The organism is Psychrobacter sp. KCTC 72983 (assembly GCF_014280455.1).
Lineage (GTDB): Bacteria > Pseudomonadota > Gammaproteobacteria > Pseudomonadales > Moraxellaceae > Psychrobacter > Psychrobacter pacificensis.
The window spans coordinates 1415453-1429950 of the sequence record NZ_CP060390.1; the positions used below are offsets into that span (position 1 = coordinate 1415453).

The following is a 14498-nucleotide window of genomic DNA, read 5'->3' on the forward strand; positions in this document are numbered from 1 at the left end:
TGGTATACACTCAAAGCATCAATCAAGGAGACCGATGATGACGACACCAGAACAAAAGCCGCCTAAGGACACGCAAGCATACGTCTTGACCAAATCCGATATCGATAACACGCCTGAGACTAAGCATATTCACCAGTTCAATGAGCACGCTATCCGCCATACGGTATCGCTCAGTGATATCGTTGGTCTGACCAAGTTTGGCTTGCACCTCGTACGGGTGGAAGCGGGAGATGAGACGACGACCCATCACTATCACGAGGAGTCGGATGAGTTCATTTATGTACTGTCAGGTGAGCTGTCGCTGCGCTATGGTGATGAGCATTATGAGCTGAGTGCTGGAGATTTTGTCGGTTTCCCTGCACATGGCGCGGCGCATTCGATGCGCAATGAGAGCGATGCCGATGCCACTTACCTGATGGGTGGCAGCCGACCACCGATCGATATTACCCTGTATCCAGAGATCGACCGTAAGATGTATAAGATTCATGGTAAAAAGGAGTATGTGGATTTGGAAGATTTAGGTGAGGTTTGAGGGTAAGATTTGAATAATAACGATTTCATTAACAAGTGTTTGCTAATTTGTAAATATTAATGCTATTATCTATTTAGCTCTAAATAACGTAAACAATTTAACAAATTGTAAGCTGGTTATTGATGAGCTTGTCACACCATATGACAGCTATATGACGTACAGTTTCAAACGTGCGCTATATTTAAGTGGCGACATTGTTCAACGCTTAAGAAAGCTTGCTCATAATTTGCGTGGAGCACTCTTGCCCTTGCTACCTACTACTCAAGAGGATGAAACAATATCAAATGGTGATGACATGGTGAACATATCGAAAATAGCTTTCCTGTTAAATAAACTTATTGAGCCGCTATTATGGCTTGAAAGAGCGGTACTGATAAACGGCGCACTATCGCCAACAGCACCATTTGCGACAAAGGCATACATATTTGTGGCAGTATTGATAACGATTGCACACTCGTATGTGTTAATATATAACAGTGAAATAATCCGTAAGAAAATCGCAAAACTGATGGGTATGGCTCCAAATGACGTTAACAATTTAACTGATTGTAAGGTTGTTGTAGATGAGCTTATCATTCCATATGACAGCTATATGACGTACCGTTCCAAACGTGCGCTATATTTAAGTGGCGACATTGTTCAACGCTTAAGAAAGCTTGCTCATAATTTGCGTGGAGCACTCGACCTTCGTCATGATTATCTAGTGAATAGACCTTTTGCATAAATTCTTTATTTTGTTAATAGAACTTGATATATGAATTTTTGCAAAAGGTTTGTTAAGTAGAAGCAAGGGAGATAATCATGACAGATAAGGTTAACTTCTCATCTTATGTGAAAGAAAATTTTAAATCCACTCTTAATCAACTCGCTAAAAACAAGTCGAAAGCCGACAACTCCTACCATACTCAATACATCACCGTTAATGATTATTTAAATGATTTTAGTGACAAAGCTTTAGATAGTATTTGTAAAAAAATATCAGATTTCAAGTATAACTGTGACCATCTCACCCCTGTTATTTTGCCTAAAACTAACTGTCTTAAACGCGATGTAATGACATTAGACAATACTCGTTTGGTCTGTGTTCCCTCAGTACAAGATAGAATCGTTCAAAAGCTATTTATTAAATACTTAAAAGACCATTATGAAGAAATATACAAAGTATTTTGTGAATATGATCATGCCTTGAATAAAGGTTATAACGACAAAGAAGTAGAATATATTGATGATAAAGGAACACCAAACAAGAAAACCATACATGGTATTCGCAAAGCTTTAGATGACGTTATAGAGTATCGGAGCAAGTATAGATACGTTATTAAAGCAGATATTGTCAAATTTTTTGACAATATAAATAGAGAAATCGCTGTAAAAAAGTTTGAAAAAGAGTTTATTGGATTAAATGACGATAAAGAGTTAACTGCTATTCTTAAAAGTTTCGTATACTGCGATGCTAAATTAGATTATGGCGATCTAAAGCACAAAAAACTGATAGAAGCATACCTAAAAAAACTTAGTGGTAAAGGTGTTCGTCAAGGTATGCCTATAGCATCATTGTGCTCTTCAATGTATTTATACGAGTTTGACAATTTAATGATTAAGAACAGCACACCGTATATACGTTACGCAGACGACTTTCTAATCTTTAGTAACTCTTATGATAGAGCTAAAGAACTAAAAGACCACGTTCAAGAAAACCTTAAAAATATTGGTTTAGATATTGAAAAGGAAGTTGGAGATCCGAAAACCAAAATATGTGGTGCTAAAGACAATTTCACATACCTAGGCTTTGATATAGTTTATAACTCCAGACTACAATCTTATCAACGATACATTCCTGAACCAGTTTTTCATAAGGCTATAGGACGAATAAATAGTTTTCAATCGATGACTAAGGTTAAACGAGAATGCGGTAATTATGTTGATTTTAGTTTATATCTTAGAATACTTATCTCAGGATATACGAACTTTTATAGTGAAGACTTAGCTATTAATGGTGCCAAATTTGAGCGAGATTTAATAATAGCATCCAAAAATGTCAGAAAGAAGCTGATTACCGATAATCTAAATATAGATTTTGAAGATATCGGCTCAGCAAATAAGAGAATGTTCTTTTTTGGCATCAAGTAATTGATTACATTCTTTGTTCAATGTCCATTTAAAAATTCCCTATCGCCCCTTAAACTCAGCTTCCCTTCTCTCAACCATCGCCATCACGCCCTCTTTGGCATCCTCTGAATGAAAGAGCGGCGGCAAATAGCTGTGGATATTAGCCAGTGCCGTCGCGGCACCATTGCGGCTCGCATCTTGCGCGGAGGATAGCGCGCCTCTAACGCCCAGCGGCGCAGCTTTGCTGATCTCTTGCGCCAGTGTTAATGCGCGCTCGTACTCAGTCCCATTTGCCACCACTTCACTGACCAAGTTCAGTCGATCAGCCGTTTGCGCATCGAACGTTTTGCCCGTGAGTAGATATGGCATGGCTTTTTGCCAGCCTGCCGCCGCGACAAAGCGTACCGTCGCTCCGCCAAATGGCATGATGCCGCGCTGGACTTCCATTTGAGCAAAGTTACAGTTGTCGCTTGCGATGACCACATCACAATTGAGCATCAACTCGATAGCCACGGTAAAGCACGTGCCTTTGACCGCCACCACCACAGGTTTGGTGCGTAAGCGTCCACTAATGCCCCACGGGTCAATTTGATTATCATCAAACTCAAACACACCATCGTTTAGCTTATCTTGTAGCTCGACCAGATCGAGCCCAGCGGTGAAGTGATCGCCATACGCAAAGATAAGCGCACAGCGTAGATGCTCATCGTCTTCATATCGAGTCAATGCGTCAGATAGCTGGGTAATCATATGACTGTCAAAAGCATTGCGTTTATTGGCGCGGTTTAGCCCAATCAGGCAAATAGTGCCGTCTGTGTCATAAGTAATGCGGTTGTCTTGCGTAGTACTGTCCGTCGTCATGGTGATGTCCTTGTCAAAGTTATTTTTTATGAAGTGAGTAGGGCGTGTTGAACATTCGACCATGGCACTGACAGCGACTATTTTTTAGGCGATTCGATGTTAAAAATAATAAGTTTAGTCACTCTAAGCGCTTATTTTTAACGATGAAGCGGCAAAAAAGAGTCCTGTCCCCTGCTTTTATCGTTGGGGCTGATGCTAAAATTGCCCCATACTGCGTTACAAATCTCGCTAAGGCATCTGCATTATCGTCGCTTCGTGCCTTGTCTGGAACAATTTTAGCAATCAGCAGTGCCTATTTGCGAATGTTCAACACGCCCTAGTTATATCGTCGAATCTTGATCGCTTATTTATAGCGATTTGTCGATAGGACTATTTTTAATACTTCATTTAATATAGACAGCATATAACCATAACACAAGCGATAGCAATGACTCGAATGGCGCGATAATAGATAAAAGTTGACCTCATTTGTGATAAGTGCAACTATGATTCAGACTGGATAGGGTACAGAGGGTTTTATGGAGTTTTGGCATGGGTTTTTGCTAATCACGAGCGTTCACTTGCTGGCAGCCGCTCCACCAGGTCCTGATTTTGTGTTGGTCTCGCAGCAGACCTTAGCTAAGGGTCGACGTACTGGTTTGATTTGTAGTTTGGGTATTACCTTGGGGCTGTCTGTACACATTATCTATTCAGTGCTAGGATTGGCAACGGTGATTGCCCACTCGCAGCCGCTATTGAACGCGATTAAATGGCTAGGTGGCGGCTATTTGATCTATCTAGGGTGGCAAGGCATTCAGGCCAAACCTAAAAAGCCAGTAGAACTAACAGCGTCAGTAACGCAAGAGAACGCACCTATTGATCATTTACAAGCAAAGCAAGACGCCTCTACTCATACCAAATTTACAACGCCTAATGATACTTTTACCACATTGCGTCGCGGGTTTTTCTGCAATGTCTTCAACCCAAAAGCGCCTGTCTATTTTGTGGCGATTTTTACCCTTGTCCTATCGCCAGACATCCCACTTTGGCAATTGGCGATTTATGGCGTCTGGATGATGGTCTTGCAGATGGCCTGGTTTAGCACCGTGGTGATGCTACTCTCTGCCCCTGCGATTCATCGACGATTTCAGCGTTTTGAGCATTGGATCGACCGTGTGTTGGGGTCTGCGATGATCGTATTGGGGCTCAACCTGATCTTGCGTCATCGATAACTCATTTGCGAGCGGTGAAATCTGCTACACTGCTGACTTATATCCATATATCGTAGCCTGACATTATGACAAGTAAGCCCATGACCCGTAATCCTGCCAATAGTAAACACAGAAACCGATCGCCTGCGACCGCCAAAAAACTTGGTCAATTGCATCCGCGCAATCCACATCAAGGTCGTTACGACTTTGCCGTATTGACTCGCGCGTTGCCTGAGCTTGCTGAGCATACCATCACTAACCCCAAAGGCGAGCCCACGATTAATTTCTCGGATCATCAGTCGGTTCGTGTGCTGAACAAAGTATTACTGGCGCACTATTACGGCGTTAAGTTTTGGGATATTCCTGACGGCTATCTATGTCCGCCAATTCCTGGGCGTGCCGATTATATTCACTATATTGCGGATTTACTCGCGCAAACCACGCACGTGAATGCCGACAACACACCGCCAACGGGTAAAGACATTCACGCCCTTGATATCGGTACTGGTGCCAGTGCGATCTATCCGATTGTCGGTAGCCAAAGCTACGGCTGGCGATTTACCGCAAGCGATATTGATCCAGTTTCGGTCAATACTGCCACCCTCATTTGTGACGCCAATCCTAAGCTAAAAAGCGCGGTCAAAGTAAAGCTACAGCCTGAGCCTAAGTTCATCTTTAAAAACATCATTGGTCGTCAAGATTATTTCGATGTGGTGGTGTGTAACCCACCGTTTCATGCGTCATTAGAAGAAGCGATGGAAGCCAATAGCCGCAAGCAGCACAACCTGCAACGCCATCGCGGTAAAAATGAAAGCGAGCAAATCAGCCGTCATTCAACCAAGTCAGGTAACGCGGCGCAAAACCTAAACTTCGGTGGTCAGCATAAAGAATTGTGGAGTGAAGGTGGCGAGATTGCGTTTTTGACCAAGATGGCAAAAGAAAGCCAAAGCTATGCTGAGCATGTCGGCTGGTTCACGACGTTAGTATCAAAATCTGAAAACGTGAAACCTTTACAACTACTATTAAAGCAGCTTAATGTCGCGCAGATGCGTATCATTGAGATGAGCCAAGGTCAAAAGAGCACTCGTGTACTCGCGTGGCGCTTTGATACCGACGAAGAATAGTCGTTGAATACCTAACACGCCTAAGTTTCACGTGAAACAAAAAAAGCACCGCTTTGATATTCAAGGCGGTGCTTTTTGCATAAAGGCTAAGTGAAACTCTAAATAGATTAGCCAAAGAACATGACTTTGATACCAATCGCAATCAGCACTACACCGCCCAATGCTTCTGCCTTATCCTCCAGCCATGTACCAGAGCGTCGTCCTAAATAGACCCCGAGCCAGCCAAACACCGCCGTTACGACCGCGATAATCAAGCAAGCTAACCACGCGTTCAAGGCCAATAAATTTAGCGTAAATCCTGCTGCCATGGCGTCAATACTGGTAGCAATAGCAAGGGTAAACATGGTGCGATGGCTAATGACACTACCGCCCACGTCAATATCTTCTTCGTCATCCTCACCACTGAGCACTTCGTACAGCATCTTGCCACCCAGCGCAATTAAGATGATACCGCCAATCCAAGGCGCGGCCGCCGCCAACCATCCCAACAGCGCTGCACCCAATAAATAGCCAATGAGCGGCATCACACCCTGCGCGATACCGAAATATAATGCGGCATAAATAGCGAGATGACGTGCATATTGCTGGCTTTGTTTCTGTGACTTTGCGCCCAGTCCTATCGATACGGCAAACGCATCCATCGCGAGTGCAATCGCGAGCAGCACTACTTCAATCATGGTATTTTCTCTTAACTCGAATAGCAGGTATGATTAGCTTTATAAAAAAGGTTCCACGTGAAACAAAAATACCGCTTCGATAGACGAAGCGGTATTTTTATACGTTGTTACTGATCAGTTTCAAAATTAGATATCTAGATTTGAGACGGTTAACGCATTTTCTTCAATAAAGACACGACGTGGCTCGACATGATCACCCATCAAGCAGGTAAACATATGATCAGCGGCAATCGCATCTTCGATAGTGACACGTAGCATACGACGGTTTTCTGGATCCATCGTGGTATCCCATAGCTGGTCGGCGTTCATCTCACCTAGACCTTTGTAGCGCTGGATAGCCAGACCACGACGCGCGTCGAGCATCATTTGCTGCCAGAGATAATCGAAGTCACGTACTGGAATATCTTTAGTCGTGCCCGCACTTGCTTCACGGCGGATAAAGGCATCACTCTCAAGCAGGGTATTCCACTCGCTTGATAGACGTAATAATTTGCCATACTCACTTGAGTTGATAAAGCTAGCATCTAACAGATAATGGTGTGCCAATTGATGCACATAGACTGTGACACGTGGTAGCCACTGCGCCTTAGTAGATAAAGCCTCATTGTCTGATGCTTCGCCTTCTGCGGTGCTTGCGGCCTCAGTGCCAATTGCAGGTGTCATACCCAATAGATCGGCAGCCGCTGAATCCATATCTTGTGACTGCGGTGCATGAATATTGACCAACTCAATCTCAGGATTTAACTCACTACCAAAGACGTCAAGCTGAGCCTGCATGGCTTTTTGCCAGTCCTGCATCGCAGACTCATCATAAGTCATATCAACGGATAGCTTTGGCGTATGCGTCAACGCATCCAAGATGACCGCTGGGAAGCGAATCTGCAAACGCGCTTTGATCAGCTGAGTTTGGTTATAATCATTCAGCAATGATTCAAGCGCTTGCCCTGTAATAGCAGGCGCATCCGCACTAACATGTAGCTTGGTACTATCAATGGTTGATGACAATAGATACGCTTTTAGCGCCTCATCATCTTTGAGATAAAGCTCTTGACGACCCTTTTTCACTTTATATAGCGGCGGCTGGGCGATATATACATAGCCACGCTCGATCAGCTCAGGCGTTTGACGGAAAAAGAATGTCAGCAGCAGGGTACGAATGTGTGAGCCATCCACATCGGCATCGGTCATGATGATGATTTTATGGTAGCGTACTTTATCTGGATTATACTCATCAGGGCCGATACCACAGCCAAGTGCCGTGATCAGGTTACCCACTTCAGCGGACGATAGCATTTTGTCAAAACGTGCACGCTCAACGTTCAAAATTTTACCTTTTAGCGGCAAAATCGCTTGAGTCTTACGGCTACGACCTTGCTTCGCTGAGCCACCTGCAGAGTCACCCTCCACAATATATAGCTCAGATAGTACTGGATCTTTTTCTTGGCAGTCAGCCAACTTACCCGGCAGACCTGCAATATCCAGAGTCGTCTTTCGGCGAGTCATCTCTCGCGCTTTACGGGCCGCATCACGCGCACGAGCAGCTTCCATGATTTTATTAGCAATGGCTTTACCAGCGCTTGGGTTTTCTAGCAGATAATCATTGAACTTATCATGCATCGCTGATTCGACAGCAGATTTCACTTCACTTGAGACCAGCTTGTCTTTGGTCTGGCTTGAGAATTTTGGATCAGGCACTTTCACCGAGACAATAGCCGTTAGACCTTCACGAGCATCATCGCCAGTCGCCGCGACTTTTTCTTTTTTGAATAAATTCTCACGATCCATGTAGCTGTTTAAGCCGCGTGTCAGGGCTGAGCGGAAACCTGATAAATGCGTACCGCCATCTTTTTGCGGAATGTTATTGGTGAAACACAATACTTTTTCGTTATACGTATCGGTCCACTGCAGCGCGACTTCGACACTGATACCATCGTCTTGCTGACTGGTAAAATGGAATACTTCATTAATACCGTCTTTGCCTGCATTGATATAGCTGACAAACTCTAGTAAGCCGCCTTTATGCTCAAACTCACGACGCTTATCAATACGCTCATCGGTCAGAACGATACGCACACCGGAGTTCAAAAATGACAGCTCGCGTAGGCGTTTTGCCAAAATATCATATTCAAAGACTGTGCCGGTGAATACGTCGCTGCTTGGATAAAAGCGGATTTGCGTACCGGTTTGATCGGTCGCTTCCATCTGCTGAATATCAGCGTCAGGTACACCATCAGTATAGGTCTGACGGTAATGATAGCCTTCACGCCAGATATTCATCTCAAGCTTTTTAGACAACGCATTGACGACCGATACCCCAACACCATGCAGACCGCCTGAGACTTTATAGCTATTATCATCGAACTTACCGCCTGCATGCAGGACTGTCATGATGACCTGCGCCGCTGACACCCCTTCCTCTGGATGGATATCGACTGGTACACCGCGGCCATTATCCATCACACTGACAGACTCGTCTTCGTGAATGATGATATCAATCTGATCACAGTGACCGGCCAGCGCCTCATCAATAGAGTTATCCACGACCTCAAAGACCATATGATGCAAGCCTGTGCCATCGTCAGTGTCACCAATATACATACCAGGGCGCACGCGTACAGCCTCTAGCCCACGTAGTACACGGATATCCTTAGAACTATAATCAGAAGGTAATACTTCTGAAACTACAGTAGATACAGCGGCTTCAGTAGCACTGTCGTCTATCAATTGCTCGTGGTCAATAGGTAATGAATCACTCATGTACATTCCTTAATCTAGCCATAATCAGCCGTTTTTATCAGCGCACTTATAAAAATGCACCTCATGATGGCATCTTAAAACCAACTTCTATTATTCATCACTTAGAGTGCATATGAGCGGCTAAACTACTAACCACCGTTAGCCTAAAAAAGGCTGCATAGAGATAAAATTGGCAAATTACTTATTAGTAATAGTCTTTGTTTTTCTAGCCATTGTTAAAACTATTGAAATAAATAAAATATTTAATTATCAATTACTTATAAAGAAATAAAAAATAGAAGTCTGTTATATGATGCTATCGAATAAATTGCTGAGAACAGGACAAAAATAAAGGGTTATTTTAGCATTTTTTTGTCTGTAAGTCACTGTTTACTGGGAGTTTTACGACTTATGAGTCGGTGTCTTTGTCTAATAGCTAGTATAAGTAATAGTCGTGACTGTGATACTCAGTAAAGGACGCATAAAAGGCGTTATAAGTAGGCAGGAAAATGCTTAAAGTGATGATAAGCGATTAAGAATTAATCAACAGGAATTAATCAACAGACCATATCTGACCTTGTTTCACGTGAAACAACCTAGGTTTTGACCATAACTCATTAACCAGATGTACGATATCATCCGTCAAGCTGGTCATGAACACCTGACAAGGCAGCTGCGCTAATGTTGATAAAAGAATACCTATCGCCCTATCGTCTAGCTCTGCGGTGATGTCATCTAGTAGCACGACAGGAGTCGCTCTCGATGTTGAGTTATTAGCGAACGAAGCGCTATATTTATTATCATTGAGCAGTAATGGTAGTTGTGATAAGCGTAGCGCAGTAATAAGCAGCTTCTTTTCACCGCGGGACAATACATTTGCTGCCTGCTCTTTTAGAGTTGGTAATTTAGCATTTACCTCATGGTTTGAGGACGCTGTATTTGTATTTGTCGCCTGACTATCTATAACATCATCAGACCGTACAGTATTATCAGAGCGCCAATGTACGTGGATATCAGCCCGATGATTGCCTATACGGGTATATCCTAACTGTAAATCCTGCTCTAATCGCTCATTAAGCTGTACATCAAGCGCGACATTAGTGTCATAGCCAGCGTTATAACTTAGGCTCAATTTCTCAGCATAAGACGGCAACAATTGCAGAACACTTTTGGCAAAATAAGGCTGCCACTCAGTAAATACTTGCTCACGATAATGATGTATCAATGCCGCATGATTACTTAGTCCTTTATCCCAAGACTTTAGCTCAGCTAGCTGGACTTGCGTCAATTGACGAGTCTTTTTTAGTAAACTATTGCGCTGTTTTAACAGGCGTTGATAGGCGACCCATTGTGGGTGGAAACCTTGTTTCATGTGAAACACCAACCAATCTAATAGCTGGCGACGACTGGCACTACCCTGCTCTAACATATCCATCGTTGAGGGATCTATCAATAGCGTGGGCAGCTGCTCAGTCAATATACTTTGATTGTAGACAGTCGCTTGATTAAGACGCAGAATGGTTGTCGCATCTGCTTGTTTTTGAATGGCCAACGTACGATCATCATTGAGCTTAGCATAGACCGTTGCATGGTTTTGATGATGCTGTATATAACGTTTTGGCTGGTGATGGCGAAAGCTTTTGCCTCTCGATAATAAGAATATCGCTTCAAGTAAAGAGGTTTTGCCGCTACCATTTGCACCGATGACAACGTTGCAAACGGTCGACTGCAAATTAACTTGTGTGAGGTTGCGCAGATTTGATACTTGTAGACGTTCAATCATGATATCGATAGCCGCCCATTATTTTCAGCTTTCAAAGCAAGCAAAAGTTTATTTAAATTTAAGCTGTCCGCGTAAATACTTAAAAGATGCTAGCGCGGTTCAATGCTGTATGATGTGCAAAAAATCAGACTATATACGCATCGGCATGATGACGTATTGATGGAACTCATCATTAAGCTGATTGACCAACACTGAAGCATTCGATTGGCTCATATGCATCTGCAAATCACCTTGAATAACACTTAGCACATCTTGTAGATACGCAGCATTGAATGATAACTCCATTGGTTCGCCCTGATATTTGGCTTGTATCATCTCCACGGCTTCATCTTGCTCAGCATTGTTGGCACGTACCTCTACCATACCATCACTGGCAAAATTAAAGACCACACCGCGCGACTTCTCATTACTCAAAATCGCAACCCGGCGTAATACGTCAGTCATTTTTTCTTGATTAAATAACGCGAGCTTATCTGTATTGCTTGGCATGACGCGGCGATAATCAGGGAATTTGCCATCAATCAAACGGGCAGTAAACGTCACCATTAGGTTTTGGCTGACTTGCCCTGCACTATCTACATCGCCAAATGGTAAGCTCACTTGCAAAAACTCACGCCCAAAACTCAGCGTCACTGCATTGTCCTTATCCCCTAGCATTTTGCCAAGCTCAGTCGCCAAACGCTCAAGCTCGATCACTGCCTTACGTGGCAAGATAGCCTGCATGCTCAGATCAGCACTCACATCTATAACGCTACGTGCCAAGGCCAATCTATGTCCGTCAGTCGCAACGGTCGTCAGCTGCTGCTGTGAAACATCAAACAGCATACCCGTCAAATAATAACGTACATCTTGAATTGCCATCGCAAACTGAGTTTTGTGAATCAAATCTGTCAAGCGACTACGGCTGATGTTCAACGGCGTGATATTTTCAGGATTGCCCAAGCTTGGATAGTCTTCACTGGGTAAGGTACCTAGCGTGAAACGGCTCTTGCCACTGGTAAGTAGACAACGCTCATTCGCTTGAGTCGCTAGGTTAACTTGGGCTTGTGCAGGTAAAGACTTACAAATATCTTTTAGTTTTGTTGCAGGTAGCGTCGTTGTTCCTGCTTCAACACAAGCACCAGCAGGCAATTTCAAGGTCGATGTCAGCTCCACTTCTAAATCTGAGGCTGTCAAGATAAGCTCGGACTCTGATAACTGCAGCTTAATATTACCCAATATCACCATATTATGGCGTTTATCAGCGGCTTTGGCGATCAAGTTGATAGCTTTTAGTAACGATTCTCGATTGATCGATAATTGCATGCTTAGTTACTCTTATTTGAATGATTTTTTATAAAAATTTGACGTAATCGTCTAATAATACCTTGTCTACCGACTATAATCTACAGAGCATCTATCTGCTTATATTTTCAATATTATAAACGATATTTTCTCCCTAAAATACAGTGAAGACTTACTCTACTAACCTGCCTGTAACATCAACGCTAGCGTCTTATAATCCTTGTCAAACGCTGGATCTGCTGCTCGTAATTCATTTACTTTATCGCAAGCGTGCATCACTGTAGTATGGTCACGTCCACCAAATGATTGACCAATTTCAGGAAAACTATCACCTGTTAACTCACGCGATAAGGCCATCGCTATTTGGCGAGGTCTGGCGATGCTACGCGTACGTTTACGCCCAATAATGTCTTTCACCGTTACATCATAGTATTCAGCGACTATTTTTCGGATATTATCCATATTTACGGCTTGTACACGCATAGCAACGATGTCTTTTAACGCGTATTGCACCATCTCAAGAGTAATCTGTGCACCTGTCAAATTGGCATTTGCAAAAACTTGATTGAGAGCACCCTCCAAACGTCTGACATTGGATACCACGTTTTGAGCGATAAACAATGCACACTCTTTAGGCAGCACCATGCCATAAGAAGCGGCTTTTTTCTGCAAAATTTGCACGCGAGTATCAATCTCAGGAGGGTCAACTGCGACTGTCAATCCCCAAGAAAATCGCGATCTAAAGCGTTCATCAAATTCCGTCATTTGTGATGGATGACGATCAGAAGCCAAAATCAGTTGTTTGTCACCACTGGTAAAATCTGCAAACAATGTTAAAAATTCATTACTGCTTTTGGTCTTTCCTGCTAAGACGTGAATATCATCTACAATTAATAAATCTACTTTTTTTATTTTCTTTTTAAAATCTTCTATTTTATTATTTCTTAATGAATAAACCAATTGGTTTATAAATTTTTCAGAAGTAAAATAATAAAAACTTTGATTATTTTTTAGATATCGATGTGCTACAGAATGCATTAAATGCGTTTTTCCTAATCCAGAAGGTCCATATATAAATAAAGGATTGTGTCGATTTTTTGATTGTTTTTTACCAAGCTCGTAACAAGCTTTGTAGGCCAGATTGTTGGACTTACCAGTGACGAATGTCTCAAAAGTAAAGTCAGGGTTGAGATAGCTTAATGACTTGGCATCCACTGAGTCGATCAGTTCTCCCTGACGCATATTAGCGTCGATACCTGCTTTTGAATTATTATGATGGATAGATTCAAATTTATGCTCAGATGGAGTAGGGGAGGGCTTATCCTCCAAAAATAATGATCCTGTTTTTGTCTGCTGACTATCGTCTACCTCACGTCCAGCATTATCAACACGGACAACAACCTCCTCAATGCTACCTTGACTGTGCTTAGCAACCAATTGCTGAATATCTTGAAGATGGTTCTTTTTAATATACGTGACAAAATAATCATTAGGCGCAAGAATGATCAGAGTTTGTGCTTCTTGATAAGCTGATAGAGGTCTCAGCCACATGGTAAAAACGTTGTCTTTAACGTTATAGCGCAAATCGTTCAGACATTTATCCCAAATATTTGCTGTGTCTATCATGAAAAATACTAACCCTATAATTTGCAATAATAATTAACTTTAATAGCCTGACCTTCTACAGAAATACTTGGTATCAACAGTGATTAACTATGTTAAAAGTCACACTGGAAAGTTATGAGAAGCCACACACGAAGTAGGGGCTAATCTAACATAAATACCCTGTGGATAAAACCTTGTTTTTTGGGGATAAGACTGTGGATAGTTTTGTGGATAACTCTACAAGATAAGTTATCCATATTTAGCCCACAGGTTATCCACAACCTTACCCATAGCCTAGTGTTTTGATAAATAAGGATAAAGTGGAGTTAGCCACAGATAAGTAAAGCCCCAATAACAACAACTCTATATATATTAATTAATTATTATTATAGATTTCATGCAAAACTGTGGATAACTTCAGAAATTATTTACTGTCAACTAAAAACACTGATTAAACAAAACGGAAGTATTGAACAAATAATATCTAGCAATCTGATAGCAGAAACTGAATCTCTGAAAACAGGCTAAATTAGTTTATTGACCAAAACTATACTGGATGGTATAATCCTCCGTTATTACGAATTTAGTCCATTATTT

General features: G+C 42.3%; 11 protein-coding genes. 5 read left to right on the forward strand and 6 right to left on the reverse strand.

All coding sequences use genetic code 11. The features are described from left to right. Positions 1 to 34: 34 nt before the first annotated feature. From PSBA01_RS06075 to PSBA01_RS06085, 3 genes are all read left to right on the forward strand, one after another. Positions 35 to 532: a cupin domain-containing protein gene (locus PSBA01_RS06075; protein ID WP_186475335.1), complete on the forward strand. Its 498-nt coding sequence runs from the start codon at positions 35 to 37 to the stop codon at positions 530 to 532. 151 nt (positions 533 to 683) lie between these two features. Beyond that, positions 684 to 1256, forward strand: coding sequence for a hypothetical protein (locus PSBA01_RS06080; RefSeq protein ID WP_186475336.1), 573 nt, complete (start codon positions 684 to 686; stop codon positions 1254 to 1256). 77 nt (positions 1257 to 1333) lie between these two features. Further along, on the forward strand, positions 1334 to 2662 hold the full coding sequence (locus PSBA01_RS06085; protein WP_186475337.1) for a reverse transcriptase domain-containing protein: 1329 nt from the start codon (positions 1334 to 1336) through the stop codon (positions 2660 to 2662). A 39-nt stretch (positions 2663 to 2701) separates the two neighbouring features. On the opposite strand, the gene PSBA01_RS06090 is transcribed toward PSBA01_RS06085, so the two are convergent. Then, positions 2702 to 3502 carry a crotonase/enoyl-CoA hydratase family protein gene (locus tag PSBA01_RS06090; protein WP_186475338.1) on the reverse strand — a complete coding sequence of 267 codons (801 nt, stop codon included), beginning with the start codon at positions 3500 to 3502 and terminating at the stop codon, positions 2702 to 2704. A 518-nt stretch (positions 3503 to 4020) separates the two neighbouring features. On the opposite strand from PSBA01_RS06090, the gene PSBA01_RS06095 reads away from it, so the two are divergent. Further along, complete coding sequence (locus PSBA01_RS06095; RefSeq protein WP_186475339.1) at positions 4021 to 4713, forward strand: LysE family translocator; 693 nt, start codon at positions 4021 to 4023, stop codon at positions 4711 to 4713. A 65-nt stretch (positions 4714 to 4778) separates the two neighbouring features. Then, the gene (gene rlmF, locus PSBA01_RS06100) at positions 4779 to 5816 is read left to right on the forward strand and encodes a 23S rRNA (adenine(1618)-N(6))-methyltransferase RlmF (RefSeq protein ID WP_186475340.1); all 1038 of its coding nucleotides are present in this window, start codon (positions 4779 to 4781) and stop codon (positions 5814 to 5816) included. A 107-nt stretch (positions 5817 to 5923) separates the two neighbouring features. On the opposite strand, the gene PSBA01_RS06105 is transcribed toward rlmF, so the two are convergent. From PSBA01_RS06105 to dnaA, 5 genes are all read right to left on the reverse strand, one after another. Next, positions 5924 to 6493 (reverse strand): manganese efflux pump MntP family protein, encoded by a 570-nt coding sequence (locus tag PSBA01_RS06105; protein WP_093070234.1) that lies wholly within the window; start codon positions 6491 to 6493, stop codon positions 5924 to 5926. 126 nt (positions 6494 to 6619) lie between these two features. After that, on the reverse strand, positions 6620 to 9250 hold the full coding sequence (gene gyrB, locus PSBA01_RS06110; RefSeq protein ID WP_093070236.1) for a DNA topoisomerase (ATP-hydrolyzing) subunit B: 2631 nt from the start codon (positions 9248 to 9250) through the stop codon (positions 6620 to 6622). 532 nt (positions 9251 to 9782) lie between these two features. Next, positions 9783 to 11012 carry a DNA replication/repair protein RecF gene (recF, locus tag PSBA01_RS06115; RefSeq protein WP_093070238.1) on the reverse strand — a complete coding sequence of 410 codons (1230 nt, stop codon included), beginning with the start codon at positions 11010 to 11012 and terminating at the stop codon, positions 9783 to 9785. 129 nt (positions 11013 to 11141) lie between these two features. After that, positions 11142 to 12317 (reverse strand): DNA polymerase III subunit beta, encoded by a 1176-nt coding sequence (gene dnaN / locus PSBA01_RS06120; protein ID WP_186475341.1) that lies wholly within the window; start codon positions 12315 to 12317, stop codon positions 11142 to 11144. A 159-nt stretch (positions 12318 to 12476) separates the two neighbouring features. Continuing rightward, on the reverse strand, positions 12477 to 13922 hold the full coding sequence (gene dnaA / locus PSBA01_RS06125; protein WP_186475461.1) for a chromosomal replication initiator protein DnaA: 1446 nt from the start codon (positions 13920 to 13922) through the stop codon (positions 12477 to 12479). Positions 13923 to 14498: the final 576 nt, after the last annotated feature.

Excerpts from the sequence above, each read along its gene's own strand:
- PSBA01_RS06085 (WP_186475337.1), top strand. The coding sequence starts at position 1,334 with ATGACAGATAAGGTTAACTTCTCATCTTATGTGAAAGAAAATTTTAAA.
- PSBA01_RS06105 (WP_093070234.1), bottom strand. The coding sequence starts at position 6,493 with ATGATTGAAGTAGTGCTGCTCGCGATTGCACTCGCGATGGATGCGTTT.
- dnaN (WP_186475341.1), bottom strand. The coding sequence starts at position 12,317 with ATGCAATTATCGATCAATCGAGAATCGTTACTAAAAGCTATCAACTTG.
- recF (WP_093070238.1), bottom strand. The coding sequence starts at position 11,012 with ATGATTGAACGTCTACAAGTATCAAATCTGCGCAACCTCACACAAGTT.
- dnaA (WP_186475461.1), bottom strand. The coding sequence starts at position 13,922 with ATGATAGACACAGCAAATATTTGGGATAAATGTCTGAACGATTTGCGC.
- PSBA01_RS06075 (WP_186475335.1), top strand. The coding sequence starts at position 35 with ATGATGACGACACCAGAACAAAAGCCGCCTAAGGACACGCAAGCATAC.
- PSBA01_RS06080 (WP_186475336.1), top strand. The coding sequence starts at position 684 with ATGACGTACAGTTTCAAACGTGCGCTATATTTAAGTGGCGACATTGTT.
- gyrB (WP_093070236.1), bottom strand. The coding sequence starts at position 9,250 with ATGAGTGATTCATTACCTATTGACCACGAGCAATTGATAGACGACAGT.
- PSBA01_RS06090 (WP_186475338.1), bottom strand. The coding sequence starts at position 3,502 with ATGACGACGGACAGTACTACGCAAGACAACCGCATTACTTATGACACA.
- rlmF (WP_186475340.1), top strand. The coding sequence starts at position 4,779 with ATGACAAGTAAGCCCATGACCCGTAATCCTGCCAATAGTAAACACAGA.
- PSBA01_RS06095 (WP_186475339.1), top strand. The coding sequence starts at position 4,021 with ATGGAGTTTTGGCATGGGTTTTTGCTAATCACGAGCGTTCACTTGCTG.